Source organism: Haliea sp. E17, assembly GCF_048323675.1.
Lineage (GTDB): Bacteria > Pseudomonadota > Gammaproteobacteria > Pseudomonadales > Halieaceae > Mangrovimicrobium.
This window is the reverse complement of record NZ_JBLWFK010000001.1, coordinates 419,140-436,814: the sequence shown is the minus strand read 5'-3', so window position 1 is coordinate 436,814 and position 17,675 is coordinate 419,140. Positions and strand designations below refer to the sequence as shown.

General features: G+C 66.4%; 16 protein-coding genes. 8 read left to right on the top strand and 8 right to left on the bottom strand.

The annotated features are described in order from the left end of the window. Window positions 1-432 precede the first annotated feature (432 nt). Genes ACNKU3_RS01885 through ACNKU3_RS01860 form a run of 6 tightly spaced genes read left to right on the top strand, consistent with a single transcriptional unit; the run spans window position 433 to window position 7,466 of the window. Entirely contained in the window at window positions 433-1,389 is a 957-nt protein-coding gene (locus ACNKU3_RS01885; protein ID WP_418257708.1) for an AAA family ATPase, read from the top strand. 7 nt (window positions 1,390-1,396) lie between these two features. After that, window positions 1,397-2,338: a DUF58 domain-containing protein gene (locus ACNKU3_RS01880; RefSeq protein ID WP_418257707.1), complete on the top strand. Its 942-nt coding sequence runs from the start codon at window positions 1,397-1,399 to the stop codon at window positions 2,336-2,338. Further along, entirely contained in the window at window positions 2,335-2,826 is a 492-nt protein-coding gene (locus ACNKU3_RS01875) for a DUF4381 domain-containing protein (RefSeq protein WP_418257706.1), read from the top strand. Before ACNKU3_RS01880 ends, ACNKU3_RS01875 begins: the two co-directional genes overlap by 4 nt. Further along, the gene (locus ACNKU3_RS01870; RefSeq protein ID WP_418257705.1) at window positions 2,823-3,869 is read left to right on the top strand and encodes a vWA domain-containing protein; all 1,047 of its coding nucleotides are present in this window, start codon (window positions 2,823-2,825) and stop codon (window positions 3,867-3,869) included. The genes ACNKU3_RS01875 and ACNKU3_RS01870 overlap by 4 nt, the downstream gene beginning before the upstream one ends. Further along, window positions 3,866-5,779 carry a VWA domain-containing protein gene (locus ACNKU3_RS01865; protein ID WP_418257704.1) on the top strand — a complete coding sequence of 638 codons (1,914 nt, stop codon included), beginning with the start codon at window positions 3,866-3,868 and terminating at the stop codon, window positions 5,777-5,779. Before ACNKU3_RS01870 ends, ACNKU3_RS01865 begins: the two co-directional genes overlap by 4 nt. Continuing rightward, window positions 5,760-7,466 carry a BatD family protein gene (locus tag ACNKU3_RS01860; protein ID WP_418257703.1) on the top strand — a complete coding sequence of 569 codons (1,707 nt, stop codon included), beginning with the start codon at window positions 5,760-5,762 and terminating at the stop codon, window positions 7,464-7,466. The genes ACNKU3_RS01865 and ACNKU3_RS01860 overlap by 20 nt, the downstream gene beginning before the upstream one ends. Before the next feature lie 2 nt (window positions 7,467-7,468). Here the strand turns inward: ACNKU3_RS01860 and ACNKU3_RS01855 are convergent, their stop codons facing one another. After that, window positions 7,469-8,296: a sterol desaturase family protein gene (locus ACNKU3_RS01855; RefSeq protein ID WP_418257702.1), complete on the bottom strand. Its 828-nt coding sequence runs from the start codon at window positions 8,294-8,296 to the stop codon at window positions 7,469-7,471. Between the two features lie 82 nt (window positions 8,297-8,378). Here ACNKU3_RS01855 and ACNKU3_RS01850 point away from each other — a divergent pair, with 82 nt between their 5' ends. Further along, a complete protein-coding gene (locus tag ACNKU3_RS01850; RefSeq protein ID WP_418257701.1) occupies window positions 8,379-9,290 on the top strand; it encodes a LysR family transcriptional regulator in 912 nt (303 codons plus the stop codon). A gap of 75 nt (window positions 9,291-9,365) precedes the next feature. On the opposite strand, the gene pepN is transcribed toward ACNKU3_RS01850, so the two are convergent. From pepN to ACNKU3_RS01815, 7 genes are all read right to left on the bottom strand, one after another. Then, a complete protein-coding gene (gene pepN, locus ACNKU3_RS01845) occupies window positions 9,366-12,017 on the bottom strand; it encodes an aminopeptidase N (protein WP_418257700.1) in 2,652 nt (883 codons plus the stop codon). An 8-nt stretch (window positions 12,018-12,025) separates the two neighbouring features. After that, entirely contained in the window at window positions 12,026-12,826 is an 801-nt protein-coding gene (locus ACNKU3_RS01840; protein ID WP_418257955.1) for a DUF2797 domain-containing protein, read from the bottom strand. A gap of 45 nt (window positions 12,827-12,871) precedes the next feature. Further along, window positions 12,872-13,123, bottom strand: a complete 252-nt coding sequence (locus ACNKU3_RS01835) for a YeaC family protein (RefSeq protein ID WP_418257699.1) — start codon at window positions 13,121-13,123, stop codon at window positions 12,872-12,874. A gap of 94 nt (window positions 13,124-13,217) precedes the next feature. Continuing rightward, on the bottom strand, window positions 13,218-13,628 hold the full coding sequence (locus ACNKU3_RS01830; RefSeq protein WP_418257698.1) for a zf-TFIIB domain-containing protein: 411 nt from the start codon (window positions 13,626-13,628) through the stop codon (window positions 13,218-13,220). A gap of 97 nt (window positions 13,629-13,725) precedes the next feature. After that, complete coding sequence (locus ACNKU3_RS01825; protein ID WP_418257697.1) at window positions 13,726-14,574, bottom strand: rhomboid family intramembrane serine protease; 849 nt, start codon at window positions 14,572-14,574, stop codon at window positions 13,726-13,728. Then, window positions 14,574-15,458 (bottom strand): NAD(+) kinase, encoded by an 885-nt coding sequence (locus ACNKU3_RS01820; protein WP_418257696.1) that lies wholly within the window; start codon window positions 15,456-15,458, stop codon window positions 14,574-14,576. Before ACNKU3_RS01820 ends, ACNKU3_RS01825 begins: the two co-directional genes overlap by 1 nt. A 138-nt stretch (window positions 15,459-15,596) precedes the next feature. Then, window positions 15,597-16,547: a zinc-binding dehydrogenase gene (locus tag ACNKU3_RS01815; RefSeq protein WP_418257695.1), complete on the bottom strand. Its 951-nt coding sequence runs from the start codon at window positions 16,545-16,547 to the stop codon at window positions 15,597-15,599. A gap of 171 nt (window positions 16,548-16,718) precedes the next feature. Here ACNKU3_RS01815 and ACNKU3_RS01810 point away from each other — a divergent pair, with 171 nt between their 5' ends. Further along, window positions 16,719-17,672 carry a DUF1853 family protein gene (locus ACNKU3_RS01810; RefSeq protein WP_418257694.1) on the top strand — a complete coding sequence of 318 codons (954 nt, stop codon included), beginning with the start codon at window positions 16,719-16,721 and terminating at the stop codon, window positions 17,670-17,672. Window positions 17,673-17,675: the final 3 nt, after the last annotated feature.

Here is a 17,675-nt window from a genome sequence, read left to right as displayed (position 1 = left end):
CATCCATGTCCTCGGACGCCCCGGTGAGGCATGTTTGGATTGACACCCCTCTGGCGTTGCCATACTCACCTATCGGCACTGACGCACGCCACTATTAATTGTGCGTACGCAGTGCCCAACCGTAAGCGGGCCACTGGGAGAGGACTGGATGCGCTACAGGGCGACTCGAAAACGTCCGAGGCCATGGATGGCCGAGGCCGAGCTGCCATGGATGGCGTTTTTGCGTTTTTCGGGTCGCCCTGTAGCGTATCCAGGCCGGGTTGGAACCCCCAACACCTGAGGCAAACAAGGCCTTATACAAACGGGTGAACTTTTGCAGCACACAAAAGTCAGACATCACGTCCGGCACAGGCACCTGTACCCTCACGCAGGCTGCGTTACAATGCCGGCCATCCCGATTGGGCAGAATCAACCAGAAAAACAGGAGACCGCGTGAGCAGCGCTGAACTGCGAGCCCTCGAAGAGTGGCTCAGTGGCCAGGTAATTGGCCAGTCACACCTTGTCCAACGATTGATCATTGCGCTGCTGGCCGACGGCCATCTCCTGGTGGAAGGCGCTCCCGGACTGGCCAAGACCCGGGCAGTAAAGAGCCTGGCGGACGGTATCGAAGGCAACTTCCAGCGTATCCAGTTCACCCCCGACCTGCTGCCCGGCGATGTCACTGGCACGGATATTTTCCGGCCCCAGCTGGGCAACTTCGAATTCCAGCGCGGCCCGATTTTCCACAACCTGGTACTGGCCGACGAGATCAACCGCGCGCCGGCCAAGGTGCAGTCGGCATTGCTCGAGGCGATGGCCGAGCGCCAGGTCAGCGTGGGTTCGCAGACCTACCAGCTGCCGCAGTTGTTCCTGGTGATGGCGACCCAGAACCCGATCGAGCAGGAGGGCACCTATCCCCTGCCGGAGGCCCAGCTCGACCGTTTCCTGATGCACGTGAACGTCGGCTACCCGGATGCGGCGGCGGAGACCCGCATCCTGCGCCTGACCCGGGAGGAAGCCGCGGGCGGCGAGAGCCGGCGTCCCGCACCGGTCTCCCAGGAGAGCATTTTCAACGCGCGCCGCGAAGCGCTCGAATTGCACATGGCCGAGCCGGTGGAGCAGTACATCGTGCAGTTGGTCATGGCCACCCGGGAACCGGGCCCCTACAGCCCACAGCTCGCACAGTGGATCGAATACGGTGCGAGCCCGCGGGCGACCATTGCCCTCGACCGCTGTGCCCGCGCCCACGCCTGGCTGGCGGGCCGCGACTTCGTCGGCCCGGACGATGTGCAGGCGGTCGCGGCTGACGTGCTGCGCCACCGCCTGCTGCTGGGTTTCGAGGCCGAAGCCAGCGGCATCACCCCGGACCAGGTCACTACCGAACTGCTGGCACTGGTTCCCGTCGGGTAACGCCTCGATGCAGCGCGAGCTGATTGACAGTCCGGCCCGGGGCGCCTACGTCGAACTCGAGACCCTGATTGCGCTGCGCTTCATCGCGCGGCAGCTGAAGCTCACCCGGCGCAAACGCGCCCTGGCCCGCCTGGCGGGCGCCAACCAGTCCAATTTCCGCGGCCGCGGCATCGATTTCGACGAAGTCCGCGCCTACCAGCCCGGCGACGATATCCGCAGCATCGACTGGCGGGTTACCGCACGCAGCGGTGAGGCGCACACCAAGCTGTTCCGGGAGGAACGCGAGCGCCCGGTACTGGTGGTCGTCGACCAGCGGCCGGACATGTTTTTCGGCTCCCGCCACTGTTTCAAGTCGGTACTCGCGGCGCAACTCGCCGCGCTGTTTGCCTGGGCGGCGCTGGAGGGAGGCGACCGGGTCGGCGGCCTGGTCTTCGACGGCACTCGCCACCGCGACCTGAAGCCGCGGCGCTCGCGGCGCAGTGTGCTCGCCCTGCTCTCCGAGATCACCGCCTATAACCACGCGCTGCCCGCCAGCGGCGGCAACAACAGCAACGGCTTCAGCAGCATGCTCAGTGCCCTGCGCAGGGTGGTACGGCCCGGCAGCAGCGTCTACCTGGTCAGCGATTTTCGCGGGGCCGAGAGCGAGGAAGCCGGCAAACACCTGTTCCAGCTGGCGCAGCACGTGCAGATCATGGCGGTGTGCTGTCGCGACACCCTCGAGGAGCAACTGCCGCAGGCGGGCAATTACGCGGTTACCGACGGCGAACAGCGCAGCCAGCTGGATACCGCCGACCGCCGCCTGCGCCAGCGTTACCAGCAGGAGGAGCAGGCCGGCCGCCAGCAGTTACAGGCCCAGATGGCACGCCTCGGTATCCCCCTGCTGGATGCACACACCCACGAATCGCCGTTTCGCCTGCTGCAAACCTACTTCGGGGAGTCGCGGCGGTGAACGCGCCATCCACGAACGGCGGGATCGATCCACTGGCCGCGTTGCGTCCGCTGCGTGAACCCGAGGCGATCGGCTGGTGGCCGCCCGCGCCCGGCTGGTGGATCCTGGCGGGACTGCTGGTGCTGGCGCTGGTGCTTGCCACGCGCTGGTGGCTGCGGCGCCGGCGCCGCGAAGCCTACCGGGTGCGGGCGCTGGCCGCACTGGCGGACATTCGCGCGACCTATGCCGGCAATGGCGACGGCCTGGCCTGCCTGATCGCCAGCAACGAACTGCTGAAAAGTGTCGCCCTGCGCGCATTCCCCCGGCGCGACGTCGCCGGCATGAGCGGCGAGGCCTGGTTGCGCTTCCTCAACGACAGCCAGGGCGAGGAAAGCTTCGACCCCGCACTGCTGGTGGCGCAGTACCGGCCCACGCCGCCGGTGCAGGACGTCAGTCGCCATCTCGATGCCAGCGAACAGTGGATTCGCAAGCACCGGAGGCCCGCATGATCGAGTGGATCTGGCCCTGGATGCTGGCACTGGCGCCCCTGCCCTGGCTGCTGCGCCGGGTACTGCCCAAGGCCAGCGGCGAGGAACCGGCGATTCGCGCCCCGTTTTTCCAGCACTGGGCCGCACTGGCGGAAAACCAGGGCACGGGCATGGCTGGCGGTTCCTGGCGCCGGCTCGCGGCGCTCTGGGCTATCTGGTTGCTGCTGTTACTGTCCGCGGCCCGCCCGATGTGGATCGGCGAGGCGGTGGAACTGCCGGAAAGCGGGCGCGACCTGATGCTGGCGGTGGATATCTCGGGTTCCATGCAGATCGAGGACATGCAGGCCGGCCAACGCATGATCAGCCGCATGCAGGCGGTGAAACAGCTGGGCAAGCAGTTTATCGACGAGCGCCGCGGCGATCGCCTCGGCCTGATCCTGTTCGGCAGCAATGCCTACGTGCAATCCCCGTTGAGTTTCGACACCACTACGGTCGGCCGCTTTCTCGAGGAAGCGCAGATCGGATTCGCCGGCCAGGATACCGCCATCGGCGACGCCATCGGGCTGGCGGTCAAGCGCCTGCGCGAGCGCCCCGCCGACCAGCGGGTGCTGATCCTGCTCTCCGACGGCGCCGACAATGCCAGTTCGGTGCAGCCGCTGGATGCCGCGCGACTTGCCGCCGGGCTCGGCATCCGTATCCACACTATTGGCATCGGCGCCGATCGCATGCTGATGCCCGGCATGTTCGGCACCAGTTTTGGCGCGCGGCAGATCAACCCCTCCGCGGAGCTCGACGAGGCCACCCTGACGAAAATCGCCGAGCTCACCGGCGGCCGCTATTTCCGCGCGCGCAATCCGCAGGAACTCGCCAACATCTACACACTGCTCGACCAGCTCGAACCCATCGAACTCGATGTAGCCACCTTCCGGCCCCGCCAGTCGCTGGGCTACCTGCCCCTCGGGCTGGCGCTGCTGATCAGTTTCGCCCTGGCGCTGGCCCGGTTGCTGCAGCAACGCGGACTGGCCCTGCCGGGACGCAGGCCGCCGCTGGAGGTGGCGCCGTGAACCTGCACCTGTTGCGCCCGGAGTGGTTGTGGGCACTGGTCCCCGCGGTACTGTTCGCACTGTTGCTGTGGCGCAGTTCACGCCGGCAGGGCCAGTGGAGCAGCGTTATCGACCCTGAGTTACTACCGCACCTGCTGCAGGGCGAATGGCAAGGCACACGGGGACCCGGCCTGGCGCCGTTCCTGTTGCTGCTCTGGGTAATCGCTTGCCTCGCCGCCGCGGGGCCCAGCCTGCGCAAGATTCCCCAGCCCGTGCATACTACCGAGGACGCGCTGGTGCTGGTGCTGGATCTCAGCTACTCCATGAATGCCGGCGACCTCAGCCCCTCGCGCATCGATCGCGCCCGGCAGAAGCTGCGCGACCTGCTGGCGCAGCGCAAGGAGGGCCAGACCGCGCTGATCGCCTACGCCGGTGACTCCCATGTGGTCACCCCGCTGACCGACGATACGCCCACCATCGCCAACCTGCTGCCCGCCCTGCAGCCGGGGATCATGCCCCTGCCGGGATCGCAGCCGGCGCAGGCATTACAGCAGGCGCTGGAACTGCTGCGTTCCGCCGGCTTGCGCCAGGGCAGGATCCTGCTGCTCACGGATGGCATCGACGACAGCGACCGGAACAAGATCGTGGAGGTCATGCGCGGCTCGGGCGTGGACCTCTCCATCATGGGTATCGGCACCCGCACCGGCGCGCCCCTGCCGCTGCCCGCCGGCGGCTTCCTCAAGGACGAGAAAGGCGCGATCGTCACGCCCCGGCTGGAGGAGGACGAATTGCGCCGCACCGCCGAAGAGACCGGCGGCCGCTACCGGCGCATGCAACTCGACGACAGCGATCTCCAGGCGCTGCTTGCCGAGTCGCCCCTGCAGCGGCCCGCGGAGTTGCAGGCACTGGGCCGCAATACCGACACCTGGGAGGACCAGGGTTATATCCTGGTGCTGTGCCTGCTGCCCGCCGTGCTGCTGCTGTTCCGCCGCGGCTGGCTGGTCTGCCTGGTGCCGCTGCTGCTGATGCAGTCACCGCCCGAGGCACAGGCGAATAGCTGGGACGACCTCTGGCTGACCCGCGACCAGCAGGCCCAGCGCGCACTGCAGGCGAAGGATTTTGAACGCGCCGGCCAGCTGTTCAAGGACCGCCGATGGGCGGGCACCGCCGCCTATCGCGACGAGAATTACGAGGCGGCAGCACAGGCCTTCTCGAGCGATGAGAGCGCCGACGACCTGTACAACCGCGGCAACGCCCTCGCCCGCCAGGGCAAGCTGCCCGAGGCGCTGGAGGCCTACGAAAAATCCCTGCAACTGCAACCGGGGAAAGAGGACGCCGAAGCCAATCACCAACTGGTGGAGGACTTGCTGAAACAGCAGCAGCAACAGCAGCAGGATCAGCAGCAATCCGGTGACCAGCAGGACCAGGACCAGCAATCCGGCGGCCAGCAGAACCAGTCCGATGAAGGCCAGGGCTCCCAGCAAAACCAGCAAGGGCAGCAGCCGGATTCGCAGGGACAATCCGGTGACCAACAGGCCGACCAGCAGGACGCGGCCGACCCGTCATCCGGCCAGGAGCAGCAGCAGAACCCGCCGGGGCAGGACAAGCAGTCCGGGGAGCAATCCGGCGAACAATCCGCTGATAACCAGGACACGGGGCAGGCAGACGAACTATTCGCTGAAGAGGCCCAGCCTGAAAATGCCGGCCGCGCGGATGGCGCCGCAGAACCCGCCGATGGCGACAGCGAGGATGAGGCCGGCAAGGCCACCGGCGGCGCCGAAGCGGAGGACCAGGAGCGCGACCAGGCGCTGGAACAGTGGCTGCGTCGGGTGCCGGATGATCCCGCCGGATTGCTGCGCGAGAAATTCCGCTACGAGAGCCGGCAACGGCAACAACATGGCAATACGAGTAATGATGAGAAATACTGGTAAGCCGATACGCCGGCTGGCGCTGCTGCTGGCGCTGCCGTTACTGCTGCTCGCCGCTGCGACGCGCGCCGAGGTCTCGGCCAGCGTGGATCGCAGCGACGTCGCCCTCGGTGACACCCTGGTACTGACCCTGTCGGCAAGTGCCGATGACGAAAACCTGCAGGGAGTGGACACCAGCCACCTGTCTGCGGATTTCGAGGTCCTGTCGCGCAACCTGCGCAGCAGCATGACCCTGATCAACGGCCAGCAGACCCACAAGCGCGAGCTGACCATGGAGATCGCGCCGCGTCGCGCGGGCCAACTGGTCATCCCGCCCTTCGCCATCGGCAGCAGCCGCACCCGGGCGATACCGGTCAGCGTCAGCGATCGGCCGCAGGTGGACCCCGGCGACGAGGTCGTGCTGTTCTCGGCCGCGGTGGATTCCGATGAGGTCTATGTGCAGGGCCAGGTGCTGTTGACCCTGAGCATCCAGCAGTCGGTCAATCTCGAACGGGCGGGCGTCAGTGAGCTGGACCTGCCCAATGCTTTCGTGGTGCCGCTGGAGCAGAAATCCTACCAGCGTCGCATGCACGGCCGCCTGTGGCTGGTGCAGGAAGTGCGTTACGCCATTTTCCCCGAACAGAGCGGCACCCTGGAAATACCGGCACAGCAATTCTCCGCGCGCGAGAGCATCGCACCGCGCAGCCTGTTCAACCCCGGTTCCCGCGGGCGGGTCATTCGCCGCGACACCGACCCGATCGAGATCACCGTGCAGCCCAAGCCCCTGGATTACCCCGCCAGCGCCGACTGGCTGCCGGCGCGCAGCCTGCAGGTCGAGGAGGAGTGGTCGCAGGACCCGGCCAACCTGAAGGTCGGCGAATCGGTGACCCGCACCATCCGGATCCGCGGCGAGGGCCTGCAGGGCGCGCAATTGCCGCCGACCCTGTTCCCGCAGCAGGACGGCCTGAAATTCTATCCCGACCAGCCGAAGATCGAGGACCGCGAAATCGCCAGCGGCCTGCAGGGTGTACGCCAGGACAGCGTCGCCATCGTGCCGCTGGAAGCCGGCACCATCGACCTTCCCGCCATCGAAATACCCTGGTGGGACACCGCGACCAACAGCCTGCGCAAGGCGGTCATTCCCGCCCACAGCCTGAAAATCGCCGCCGCGACTGGCGCGGCCACCCCCGTACTTCCCACGCCAACGGCGGAGTCGGGCGTAGCCGCCGACCCCGGAGCCGCAGGCCAGGCCAGCAGTTCGCCCGGCCTGTTCTGGCCCCTGCTGGCGCTGTTCTGCGCGCTGGGCTGGGCGCTGACCCTGTTCCTGTACTGGCGCCGGCGCACTCCGCCGGCCGCCGACAGCGGCACACCTGAAACCGAGACGGAAGGCGCTCGCAGCGCCTATCGCAACCTGGTGGCAGCCTGCACCTCGGGCGCCGCGGCACCCGCCCGCAACGCGCTGATCGGCTGGGCCAATGCGCTGTCCGAACACGGTCGCGTCACCTCGCTGGGAGACGCCAGGCTACTGTTTGCAGACGATGCGCTGGATGCGGCACTGGCCGAACTGGAGGCGTCCCTGTACAGCCGCAGTGCGGGAAGCTGGGACGGCTCGGGCTTGAAGGCAGTGGCCGAGCGCCTGCGCAAGCAGGGGCCGGGCGGAAGGAACGCCGCACCGACCCAGCGCGAGTTCGCGCTCTACCCCGGCAATTAGGTTTATTCGCGACGCTCGCCGGGCGCGAAGGCCAGCGCCCGCCCCCGGTACAGGGGGTAGAACACTTCCTCTGCCCAGTGCAGCTTGCGCCGCGGGATGCCATAGTGCGCGGGTCGGCCGGCAGGAATGTGCAGGGTCCCGAACCACCAGTCGTAAATGGAAAGGAAAATGCCGAAATTGCGGTAGTTGCCCCCATCGCGGCCAAAGCCGTGGTGGCTGTGGTGGATGCCCGGCGACACCAGCACGTGCTCCATGGCACGGAACAGCCGGCCGTAGCGCGGGTGCGCCCGCAGGCGGTCATCCCAGCGGAAGTGGCTGTGGGTCAGCACACCGTAGACCCCGAAGATGATCACCGCCACGCCCGCCGCGACACCCTGCCCGAGATAGATCGCCAGCGAGATCACCCAGGTCAGTCCCGAGACCAGCGCCCAGGCGAAATGCACCCTGAAATGCAGCATGACATTCATATAGGGCGCCGTGTGATGGGTGCGATGAAAGGCCCAGAGCCAGTTCAGCCAGGGATGGCGCTCCGCATTGTGCGCCCAGCGGTGAACCCAGTAGTTTACAAATTCGGCGAGTAACACGATCGCCAGCAGCGCAGGCCAGAACGGCAGGCCGGATAGCGCGCCACGCCCGGCGGGCAGCAGGACGGCGATCAGCATCGCAACGGCCGCCGCAAGCAGCGGTCGCACGCTGACGCCGAGGAGGATGCACAGGCCATTGACCAGCAGCTCATCCCGGCTATGAACGCCCCGGTGGCGACCGGCGAACACTTCCACCAGCAGCATGAGCAGCACCACCACCGTAATCCAGGTAAAGGGATTCGTCATATCAGGGTTCCAGATCTTTCCACGGGACCCATTGTGCGCTTGAATACAGAAATACATCCAATGCATATGATTGGGTATTTTGATGAGTCATAAGAATATGGACCTGCGCAGCCTGCGCCATGTGGCGACCCTGGCGGACACCCTGAACTATACCCGCGCCGCGGAGGAACTGGGCCTGACCCAGTCGGCGCTCTCGCGCAGTATCCAGGGCTTCGAACAACGCATGGAGACCCGGCTGTTTGACCGCAACCGCGGCGGAGTCCAGTTGACGGCTGTCGGCCGCCGCTTCGTGGAGCGTGCGAAACAGCTGCTGCGCGACGCCGACGAACTGGAACGCTCGCTGCTGCTGGAATCCGGCGCCGCCGCCGGGGATGTCGCCTTCGGCATGGCGCCCATGCCGGCGAAGGCCCTGCTGGCGGGTTGCCTGCAGACGGTACTGGCAGAAACCCCGGAGCTGGTTACCCGGGTGACGGTGCGCCGCGCGGAGGCCCTGCTCAACCTCCTGCAGGCCGCACAACTGGAGTTTTTTGTCTGTGCCGATGGCCAACTGCCGGACACGGCGCCGCTGCGGGCGGTATCCCTCGGTCATTGCAACCTGCGCTTGCTGGTAAGGCCGCGGCACCCCCTGTTGCGCGGCCGGCAATCCGGGCGTCGCAGCTATCCGCTGCTGGTCCCCGACCACCTGCGCGGTTCGGCCGGTGCGCGCTTTGCCGCCGTTCCCGCCCTGGCGGGAGCGCAGCACCTGGTGGAGGATTACGGTACAGCCGCGAAAATTGCCGCCACAACCGACGCCATCTGGGTCGCGTCGGATATCGCCGCGGCCGGGGAACTGGCAGAAGGACTCCTGGTAAACCTGCCGGCGGAACGTTTTGGATTGCGCGTGGATAGCTACCGGCTGATGTTTTACAGCCTCAGCCAGCGCACCCTGTCGCCCGCCGCAACCCGGATCAGGTCGTTGCTGCAACAGCAGATGGGCGAATTACAGGGGTCTTGAGGCAGCGCGGCGCGTTGGTGGTCATTCCGGCGTGTCGCCGCGACCGGGCCGGGAGACCCGGCCCTGCCCTGCCATTTACAGCGACTTGCTCACCAGTTCGTACACATCCGGTGACAGGTCCGGCAACGCCGCCAGGCGTTCCAGCTCTGCGCGCATCAGCTCGGCCCGGCCGCGGTAGCGGCGCCAGCGGGTGAGCGGCGTCAGCATGCGCGAGGCCAGCTGGGGATTGCTGTGATTGAGGCTCTCGACGACCTCGCCCAGCAGGCGGTAGCCCGCGCCATCCTCGCGGTGGAACTGCCGCGGATTCTGGGCGCAGAAGGCGCCTACCAGAGCGCGCACCTTGTTCGGGTTGCGCGGGTCGAAGGCTGGGTGCTGCATTAGCTCCCGCACCCGTTCCACCGCCCCGCTGTCGGACATCAGGGCCTGCACGGTGAACCACTGGTTGATCGCCAGGGTTTCGCCGCGCCAGTCCTCGAGGAAGCGCTGCAGCGGTTTCGACCAGTCGCTCTCGGCGCCGTAAAACGCCAGCGCGCGCAGGGCCGCGAGGCGATCGGTGATGTTGTCCGCCGCACCGAACTGGTCGCGGGCCAGCGCCAGGTAATCGCTGTTGGCGCAGGCCAGGTAATCGAGGCACAGGTTGCGCAGGGCGCGCTGGCCAATCTGCTCGCCACTCGCGGCATACGGTTCGGTGATCGCCAGTTCCTCGTAGCGCTGCAGGAACAGCCCGGCGCAGGCTTCACCCACCGCGGCTTTCACCGCGGCCCGCGCGCGGCTGATCAGTTCGACATCGGCCTCGCCCTCCTTCGCCTGCTCCGCGAGATAGTTCTCGCTGGGCAGGGTCAGCATCTCCGCCACCATGGCGGGCTCCAGCGAGCTGTCGCCCAGCAGGCGTTCACAGGCTTGTGCCAGCAGGACGTCAACCCGCGCTGCCTGGCCCGCCGCCAGTTGCTGCTGTACCTCCTCGATGACACGCCGGGCGAGGCTCTGGGCACTGTCCCAGCGCACGAAGCCGTCATCGTCGCGGCTCATCAGCTCGCACAGCTGGCCGCGGCTGTAGGGGTAATCCAGCTTCACCGGGGCGGAAAAACCGCGCAGCAAAGAGGGGATCGGGTGTTCGCCCACGTCGGTGAAGACGAAGGACTGCTCCGCCTGGTCCACCACCAGCACCCGGTGGGTGTTGTCGTCGGTCTCGTAGTCAGGCTCCTCCCCCGCCACCTGCAGGCGCAGGTTGCCGGCATCGCCGAGCAGACCGACCGCCAGTGGAATCACGAAGGGTTCCTTGCTGGCCTGCCCGGGTGTCGCGGGGCAGCTCTGGCTGACATGCAGGGTATAGGTGCGGGCGTCCTCGTCGTATTCGTCGAACACCCGCAGCTCCGGGGTGCCCGCCTGGGAGTACCAGCGACGGAACTGGCCGAGGTCGCAACCGCTGGCATCCTCCATGGCGCGGACGAAGTCCTCACAGGTCACGGCCTGGCCGTCGTGGCGGCGGAAATAGAGGTCGGACCCGGCGCGGAACAGTTCCGGCCCCAGCAGGGTGTGGATCATGCGCACCACTTCCGCGCCCTTCTCATAGACCGTCAGGGTGTAGAAGTTGTTGATCTCGATATAGGACTCCGGGCGCACCGGGTGCGCCATGGGGCCGGCGTCCTCGGCGAACTGGGCGGTGCGCAGCACGCTGACATCCTCCACCCGCTTGACCGTGCGCGAGCCCATGTCCGAGGAGAATTCGGCGTCGCGGAAGACGGTAAAGCCCTCTTTCAGGCTCAGCTGGAACCAGTCCCGGCAGGTGACCCGGTTGCCGCTCCAGTTGTGGAAATACTCGTGGGCGACGATCGCCTCGACCCGCTGGTAACCGGCATCGGTGGTGGTATCCGGGTGGCAGAGCACGCAGGAGGTATTGAAGATGTTGAGGCTCTTGTTTTCCATCGCTCCCATGTTGAAGTCGTCCACCGCGACAATATTGAAGATGTCGAGGTCGTACATGCGGCCGTAGACTTCCTCGTCCCAGCGCATCGAGCGCTTCAGGGAATCCATCGCATGATCGCACTTGGGCAGGTCTTTCTCCTCCACGTAGAGATTGAGGCTCACCTCGCGCCCGGACATCGTGGTGAAGGTATCCTCCACGTACTGCAGGTCGCCGGCCACCAGCGCAAACAGGTAGCAGGGCTTGGGGAAGGGGTCGTGCCAGAGAACCTCGCGGCGCCCGTCGGCCAGGATTTTATCGTCCAGCAGGTTGCCGTTGGACAGCAGGACAGGGTAGCGGGCGGGATCCGCGGTGATGGTCACCGTGAACACCGCCATCACGTCCGGGCGGTCCAGGTAATAAGTGATCTTGCGGAAGCCCTCGGCCTCGCACTGGGTGCAGAACATGCCGCTGGACTTGTACAGCCCTTCCAGCGAGGTATTGTCCTGGGGCCGGATGCGGGTGGTGGTTTTCAGCACGAACTGCTCGGGAACCTTGTCGATGACCAGCGAGTCCTCGTCCACGCGGTACTGGTCGGGACTCAATTCGTCGAAATCGACGCCCACGGAGACCAGCTCGAGGTTCTGGCCCTGCAACTCCAGCGGCGCCTGGCCCGCGTGTTCCGGTGAACGCAGCAGGTGCAGGCGGGCGTGGACCAGGGTTTCCTCCTCGCCCAGTTCGAAGTGCAGCTCGGTGCGGTTGATCAGGAACGCCGGAGCGGAATAATCCTTGAGATAGATGGCGCCGGGATTTGCTTCACGCATAAAAAACCTCAGTTGATGCGGGAAACGGCCAGTTCATAGCCGCCGTATTTGCGCATGTTGATGACACCGGTGTCGAAGATCAGGTACTGGCCCTTGATGCCCAGCAGGGTGCCCTCGATAGTGGGTGTCTTGTCCAGGTTGAACGATTTCACTTTGACCGGGTATTCCAGCACCGGGTAGCTGATACGGGTTTCCCCGGCCGCCTCCAGTGCCGTGATGGCCTGTAGACCGTGCTGCTCGCGCAATTGTTCCACGGCGCCGGCACATACTTCCATCAGGCGCTGTCGCTGGGCCTCGAGGTCCAGCGGTTCCGCGTCGCCCTTGAGCATGGCCTGCCAGCTGGTCTTGTCGGCCACGTGATCCTTGAACAGGTGCTCCACCAGCCCGGAGTGCAGGCGCGAATCGACGCGGAAGATAGGCTGTGCCTGGGTCGCGCCCTGGTCCATCCAGCGGGTGGGCACCTGGCTGTGGCGGGTAATGCCGACCTTGAGACCCGAGGTATTGGCGAGATAGACCACGTGCTCGATCATGCAGTTGGCCGCACCCCACTCCGGTTCCCGGCAGGTGCCGAGGTGGTAGTGGCATTTTTCCGGGGACACGATACAGCTGTCGCACTGGGCCAGCGAGCGGAAACAGGGGAAGCAGTAGCCCTGGTTGAAACTCTTGCTGCTCTTGCGGCCACAGTGGATGCAGTTGATGGCGCCGGTATAGCGCAGTTGCAGCTGCTGGCCCAGGAGCGCGTTCATGGGCACTTCGGCGTCGCCCAGCGGCAGTCGGTAAGCCACCGCATCCGCCAGTTGGGTTTTCATCTTGCGCACCGGGCCGGTGGCGAGGACTTCACTCACGCTGCGCCCCTATTTCCAGCTCAGCGGCGTTTCCTGCGGATCGTCGCAGACCTCGCCGGCCTTGTGGCCGCGGTCGATATAGCCGACCCGCTCCTCCACCGGCAGGTTTTCCTGCCCCCAGGCGATAACCGCGCGCATGGCGTGTTCGCGCTGTTCAGGGCTGACCGGATTGCCGTCAGGCCACTTGCCGATCTCGATGGCGCGGCGCAGGCTGCGATAAATTTCGGGCGTCATGGACGCGATCATCTGGCGGTAATCCATAGGCTTTTTCGCGGGGCAGGTAAAAGCCGGGGATTATACGCCTTCGCGCCAGACTATTTTAGACCCCTTAAGGGGCAGGCGGGCCCGGACCGGGTCAGGGACAGACGGTGGAGCGATCGCCCTTGATCACGCCGCGGAACCAGTCGAGCAGGGTTTCCTCGCGATAATCGCGGAACTCGCCGGCATCCATGAACATGCCGTGCTCGATACACAGCTCATACCAGATGTGCTTCTGCTTCGCGTCCGAGGTGGCCTCCATGGGCTTGCCGCAACGGGGGCAACCGATATCGGCGCGGGCATCGTAGTGCACGCCGATTTCCGCGTCACCGACATCCAGCAGGTGGCTGCCGGGGATGGACTTGAGCTGCAGGGCCTCGTTGGCGTCGAACCAGAGACCCTGGCAGTGGGTACAGCGGTCGATAACGACTTCGCTGTAGATGACTTCCAGCATGCCGTGACCGCATTTGGGACATTGCAGGCTGTGCTGCGTGGCGTCGTAATTCACGATGGCAGCCCTCCTGTTATTGTGGTTCACGGAGTATAGTGCCAGCGGCTGTGCGACGCCATAAGCGCGCAGAAGCACCTGCGGGGGAGCGGGTCGGTCAGGCCCGCAGGGAGCGCGAAAGCGCCGCGAACAGGCCGCCCAGCGCCGCGCCCGCCAGCAGGCCGCCGAGGTGGGCAGCGTTGGCGATGGCGCCAAAACCCGCGGCTTCCACGAGGCCGGACATGCACACCACCAGCCAGCCAATCATGAACAGCAGCACCGGTGTCGGCGGCGCCACCTGCCAGGCCGGCTGGATGCGCGGGGCTACCGCGCAGAAGCCGAGCAGGCCGTAGACGACCCCGGACAGCCCCCCGAACAGCGACGGGCCACTGGCCAGGAACTGGCTGAAGTTACTCACCGCGGCGATGACCAGCAGGATGCCGAGGTAGTTCAGCTTGCCCAGCACGCGCTCGAGACGCGCCCCGAATTCCCAGAACCACAGCAGGTTGAAGGCGATGTGCAGCCAGCCGAAGTGCAGGAACACCGGCGTGACCAGCCGCCAGTACTCCGCGCCCATGGCGCTGAACACCGGCTGCCCGTGGACGAACTGCACCGGCAGGAAACCGAGCAGGGATAGCCAGGGGCGGCTGCCGAAAGACATCAGCAGGAACACGGCGATACAGAGCAGCGCCACGGCGACGGATACCGGCGACTGGCGCCACTGCAAGCGGCTGCGCAGGGCGGCGGGTTGCTCTCCCGGCTGCACCTCGATGCGCACCTCGCCAGCCCGCCAGGCGCGGTAGAGGTCCCGCACCGGCTGGACATGCGACTCCTCGAAAACCGCCAGCACCTGCTGCCCGCCCTCTTCAAAAATCTGGTGCGGCAGGCCCTTCGAACGCAACAGCAGGGTGAGCGGCAGCAGGTCCTCTTCCAGGGAGGTGCTGAGTACGGTGTAGGTGTTCGGCATCAATCGACCAGGGCGTTGCTCCAGCGCAGCTTGTCGCGGCAACTGGCGTAAAAACTGTGGCCCAGCGGGTGCAGCAGGGTCAGGCGGTGGGGATGCTTGCAGATCACCACGCTATCCCCGGGACGGGCGGTCATGTTGACCTGGCCGTCACAGGTGACCGGGGGATGTATGCGGTTGCGCTCCAGTATGTCCACCCGGATCTCGGAATCACCGTCGACGACGATCGGGCGGCTGCTCAGCGCGTGGGGGAACATCGGCACCAGCACCACGGCATTCAGCGCCGGGTGCATGATCGGTCCGCCGCCGGACAGCGAATAGGCGGTGGAACCGGTGGGCGTCGAGACGATCAGCCCGTCGGCGCGCTGGCGGTAGACGAAAGTATCGTCGATGGAGAGCTCGTACTCGATCATCTGCGCCGAGGTACCGGAATTCACCACCACATCGTTGAGCGCCTCGCCGCGAGCGATCTGTTCGCCCTTGCGCACCACGTGGACATCCAGCAGGAAGCGGTTTTCCAGGGTAAAACGGCCGTCGAGCACCGCGGACACCTGCTCGTGAATCTGGTCGGGGCTGATATCGGTGAGAAATCCCAGCCGCCCCCGGTTGACGCCCAGCACCGGCGTGTCGTACCTGGCCAGGGTGCGCGCGGCGCTCAGCAGGCTGCCGTCGCCGCCGGCGACGATTACCAGGTCCGATTCGTTGCCGATTTCATCCCGGCTGCCCAGCTTGACCTCAAAGCCCGGCACCAGCTCGGCCAGGCGGTCCTCGAGGATGACCTGGTGACCGCGATCGGAAAGCAGCCTGAGCAGGTCCTGCAGGACGCTGTCCAGGCCGTCCTGCTGGCTGCGGCCAACCAGGCCGATTTTCTTGAAGGAACCCGGCATTCCCCACGCCCCGCTAGTGTACGAACAACATTATAAACACGCGCCGCGCCCTGCCGGAAATACCCGGGTTTTGCGCTTGCGGCGGATTATCGCGCCGCTGCGTCCGCGCTGGACGCAATCGGGGCTCCCCGGCACGGACTATTCGATACTCGCGACGATGCGGCCGACCACCCCGCCGCGCGCCAGGCGCTCGAGGCCCTCGGGAATCTCGCCAAAACCGATGGTGGAGGCCTGGATGGTCAGCTCGCCGGCCGCCATGAAGTCGAGCACCGCCCGCGTATCCGCCGGCATACCCCCGCCGGAACCGAGCAGGGCGACCGACTTGGCAATCAGCGGCATGGTGGGAATCAGGGCTTCCGTGCTGCCCAGCCCTACCAGCACAACCCGCCCCCCCGGCCGCACGACGCGGATCGCGCCCGCCGTCGTGGTGCCAAAACCGGCGAAGTCGACGATCATGTCGAGGGCGTATTCCGCCAGTGCCTCGACATCGGCGACCACCTCGGTCACCCCCTGTTCCCGCGCTGCCGGCCAGGCCTCCCGACGCGGCTCCGCGGCATACACCGTGGCGCCGTGCAGCACGGCGATGCGCGCTCCGGTCATGCCGAGCCCACCGAGCCCGACGATGCCGACGCGCTCAGCGGGCTGTACCTTGCCCACCGTCACCACGGCGTGGTGCGAGGTCTGTCCCGCATCGGTCGCCGCCGCGCCCTGGACGAAGCTGACCGCATCCGGCAGCGGCAGCAGGCAACTGGCGGGCAGCAGGCAGTGGGTCGCGTAGCCGCCGTCCGAGTTGCGCCCCGGACAGTAAGCCTGGGTGCCGGAGGCCACGACCCGGTCGCCTGCAGCAAAGGCGCTCACGCCCTCTCCCACCGCGAGCACCAGACCGGCAATTTCATGCCCCAGGATAATGGGCGGCGGCTTCGGCATGAATGGCGTCAGGGTGCCATCCATGCGGCCGACGTCGCTGTGGCACAGGCCCGATCCACGCACCGCAACCAGCACCTCGCCTGCCCGGGGTGCAGCGACCTCGCGCTCGACCAGTTCCAGGGGTTGTTCGAGGCCGTTAAACTGCCAGCCCTGCATATGCATCGGCTACTCTCCTGATTATGCTTATTGCGCCCAATCCTAGCGCGGATCAGCCAGCCAGTGCGCGGGTAACGGTAAAAAAGTTGCGCGCCGACAGCCTGCGCCACGTGCGGCGGCCGGGCATCAGCTGCTATCCGCCGACACCCAGTGCTAAATTGCAGGAAACACGCGGCGATGCGAGGAGCAGCAGACATCCAATTCCACCCCTGCCAGGAGTTTCTCGAGCAGCTCGCCACACCCGCGGTGCGCGACCTCGCCTGGGCCTGCTTTTCCCCGCAGCTGCTGGATAGCCGCAGTGTCGACGGCGAGCCGGGCCTGCACTACTGCGATTTCCCGCTGGACACCCCCCGCAGGCACTGGCTGGCAGCGCTGGACGCCGATCCGCAGCCCCTGCTCGACTGGCTGGAGGACAGCCGCAAGGGACGCATCGGGCTGTATTTCGAACGCCTCTGGCATTTCTTCCTGCAGTGCGACCCGGCGGTGGAGCTGGTCGCCCACAACCTGCCGGTGCGGTCTGGCGGGCTGACCCTCGGGGAGTTCGATGTCATTTATTTCTGTCGCCGCCGCCAGTGCCACGCGCACCTGGAACTGGCGGTAAAATTCTATTTGCGGCGCGCCGGCGCGAACAATGACTGGCGCAACTGGCTCGGCCCCAACAGCCGCGATCGCCTCGACCGCAAGATCGGGCGCATGCGCGACCACCAGTTACACCTGGCCGACACCGACGCCGGCCGGGCAGTACTGGCCGGACTGGGCGTGCATCACGTGGAGCGGGAAATCGCCCTGAAAGGCCGCCTTTACCGCCACCGCGGCGAACCGGGCCCGGCGCCGGGAGCGGCGGGTGCTACCGGCGAAAGTCCGCTGCCGGACGACTGGCTGTACCTGCGCGAACTGCCCGGGACATTGCCCGCGGATATGCACTACGCACTCCTCGACCGGCAGCAGTGGCTGGCACCGGTGATGGCGCGCGACGCCCGCTGCGTTGCCGCCCGGGAGCTGGACAGTGCGGTGCAATCCGCCATGGCGACCTACATGCGACCGCTGCAGATTGCCCGCCTCGAGACGGACGGGAGAGAGGCACAACGGACCTTCGTGGTGCCCGACAACTGGCCGCAGTTGCAGCCCTGACCG

Excerpts from the sequence above, each read along its gene's own strand:
- ACNKU3_RS01880 (WP_418257707.1), top strand. The coding sequence starts at position 1,397 with ATGCAGCGCGAGCTGATTGACAGTCCGGCCCGGGGCGCCTACGTCGAA.
- ACNKU3_RS01870 (WP_418257705.1), top strand. The coding sequence starts at position 2,823 with ATGATCGAGTGGATCTGGCCCTGGATGCTGGCACTGGCGCCCCTGCCC.
- ACNKU3_RS01860 (WP_418257703.1), top strand. The coding sequence starts at position 5,760 with ATGATGAGAAATACTGGTAAGCCGATACGCCGGCTGGCGCTGCTGCTG.
- ACNKU3_RS01855 (WP_418257702.1), bottom strand. The coding sequence starts at position 8,296 with ATGACGAATCCCTTTACCTGGATTACGGTGGTGGTGCTGCTCATGCTG.
- ACNKU3_RS01850 (WP_418257701.1), top strand. The coding sequence starts at position 8,379 with ATGAGTCATAAGAATATGGACCTGCGCAGCCTGCGCCATGTGGCGACC.
- pepN (WP_418257700.1), bottom strand. The coding sequence starts at position 12,017 with ATGCGTGAAGCAAATCCCGGCGCCATCTATCTCAAGGATTATTCCGCT.
- ACNKU3_RS01840 (WP_418257955.1), bottom strand. The coding sequence starts at position 12,826 with ATGAAAACCCAACTGGCGGATGCGGTGGCTTACCGACTGCCGCTGGGC.
- ACNKU3_RS01835 (WP_418257699.1), bottom strand. The coding sequence starts at position 13,123 with ATGGATTACCGCCAGATGATCGCGTCCATGACGCCCGAAATTTATCGC.
- ACNKU3_RS01825 (WP_418257697.1), bottom strand. The coding sequence starts at position 14,574 with ATGCCGAACACCTACACCGTACTCAGCACCTCCCTGGAAGAGGACCTG.
- ACNKU3_RS01820 (WP_418257696.1), bottom strand. The coding sequence starts at position 15,458 with ATGCCGGGTTCCTTCAAGAAAATCGGCCTGGTTGGCCGCAGCCAGCAG.
- ACNKU3_RS01815 (WP_418257695.1), bottom strand. The coding sequence starts at position 16,547 with ATGCATATGCAGGGCTGGCAGTTTAACGGCCTCGAACAACCCCTGGAA.
- ACNKU3_RS01810 (WP_418257694.1), top strand. The coding sequence starts at position 16,719 with ATGCGAGGAGCAGCAGACATCCAATTCCACCCCTGCCAGGAGTTTCTC.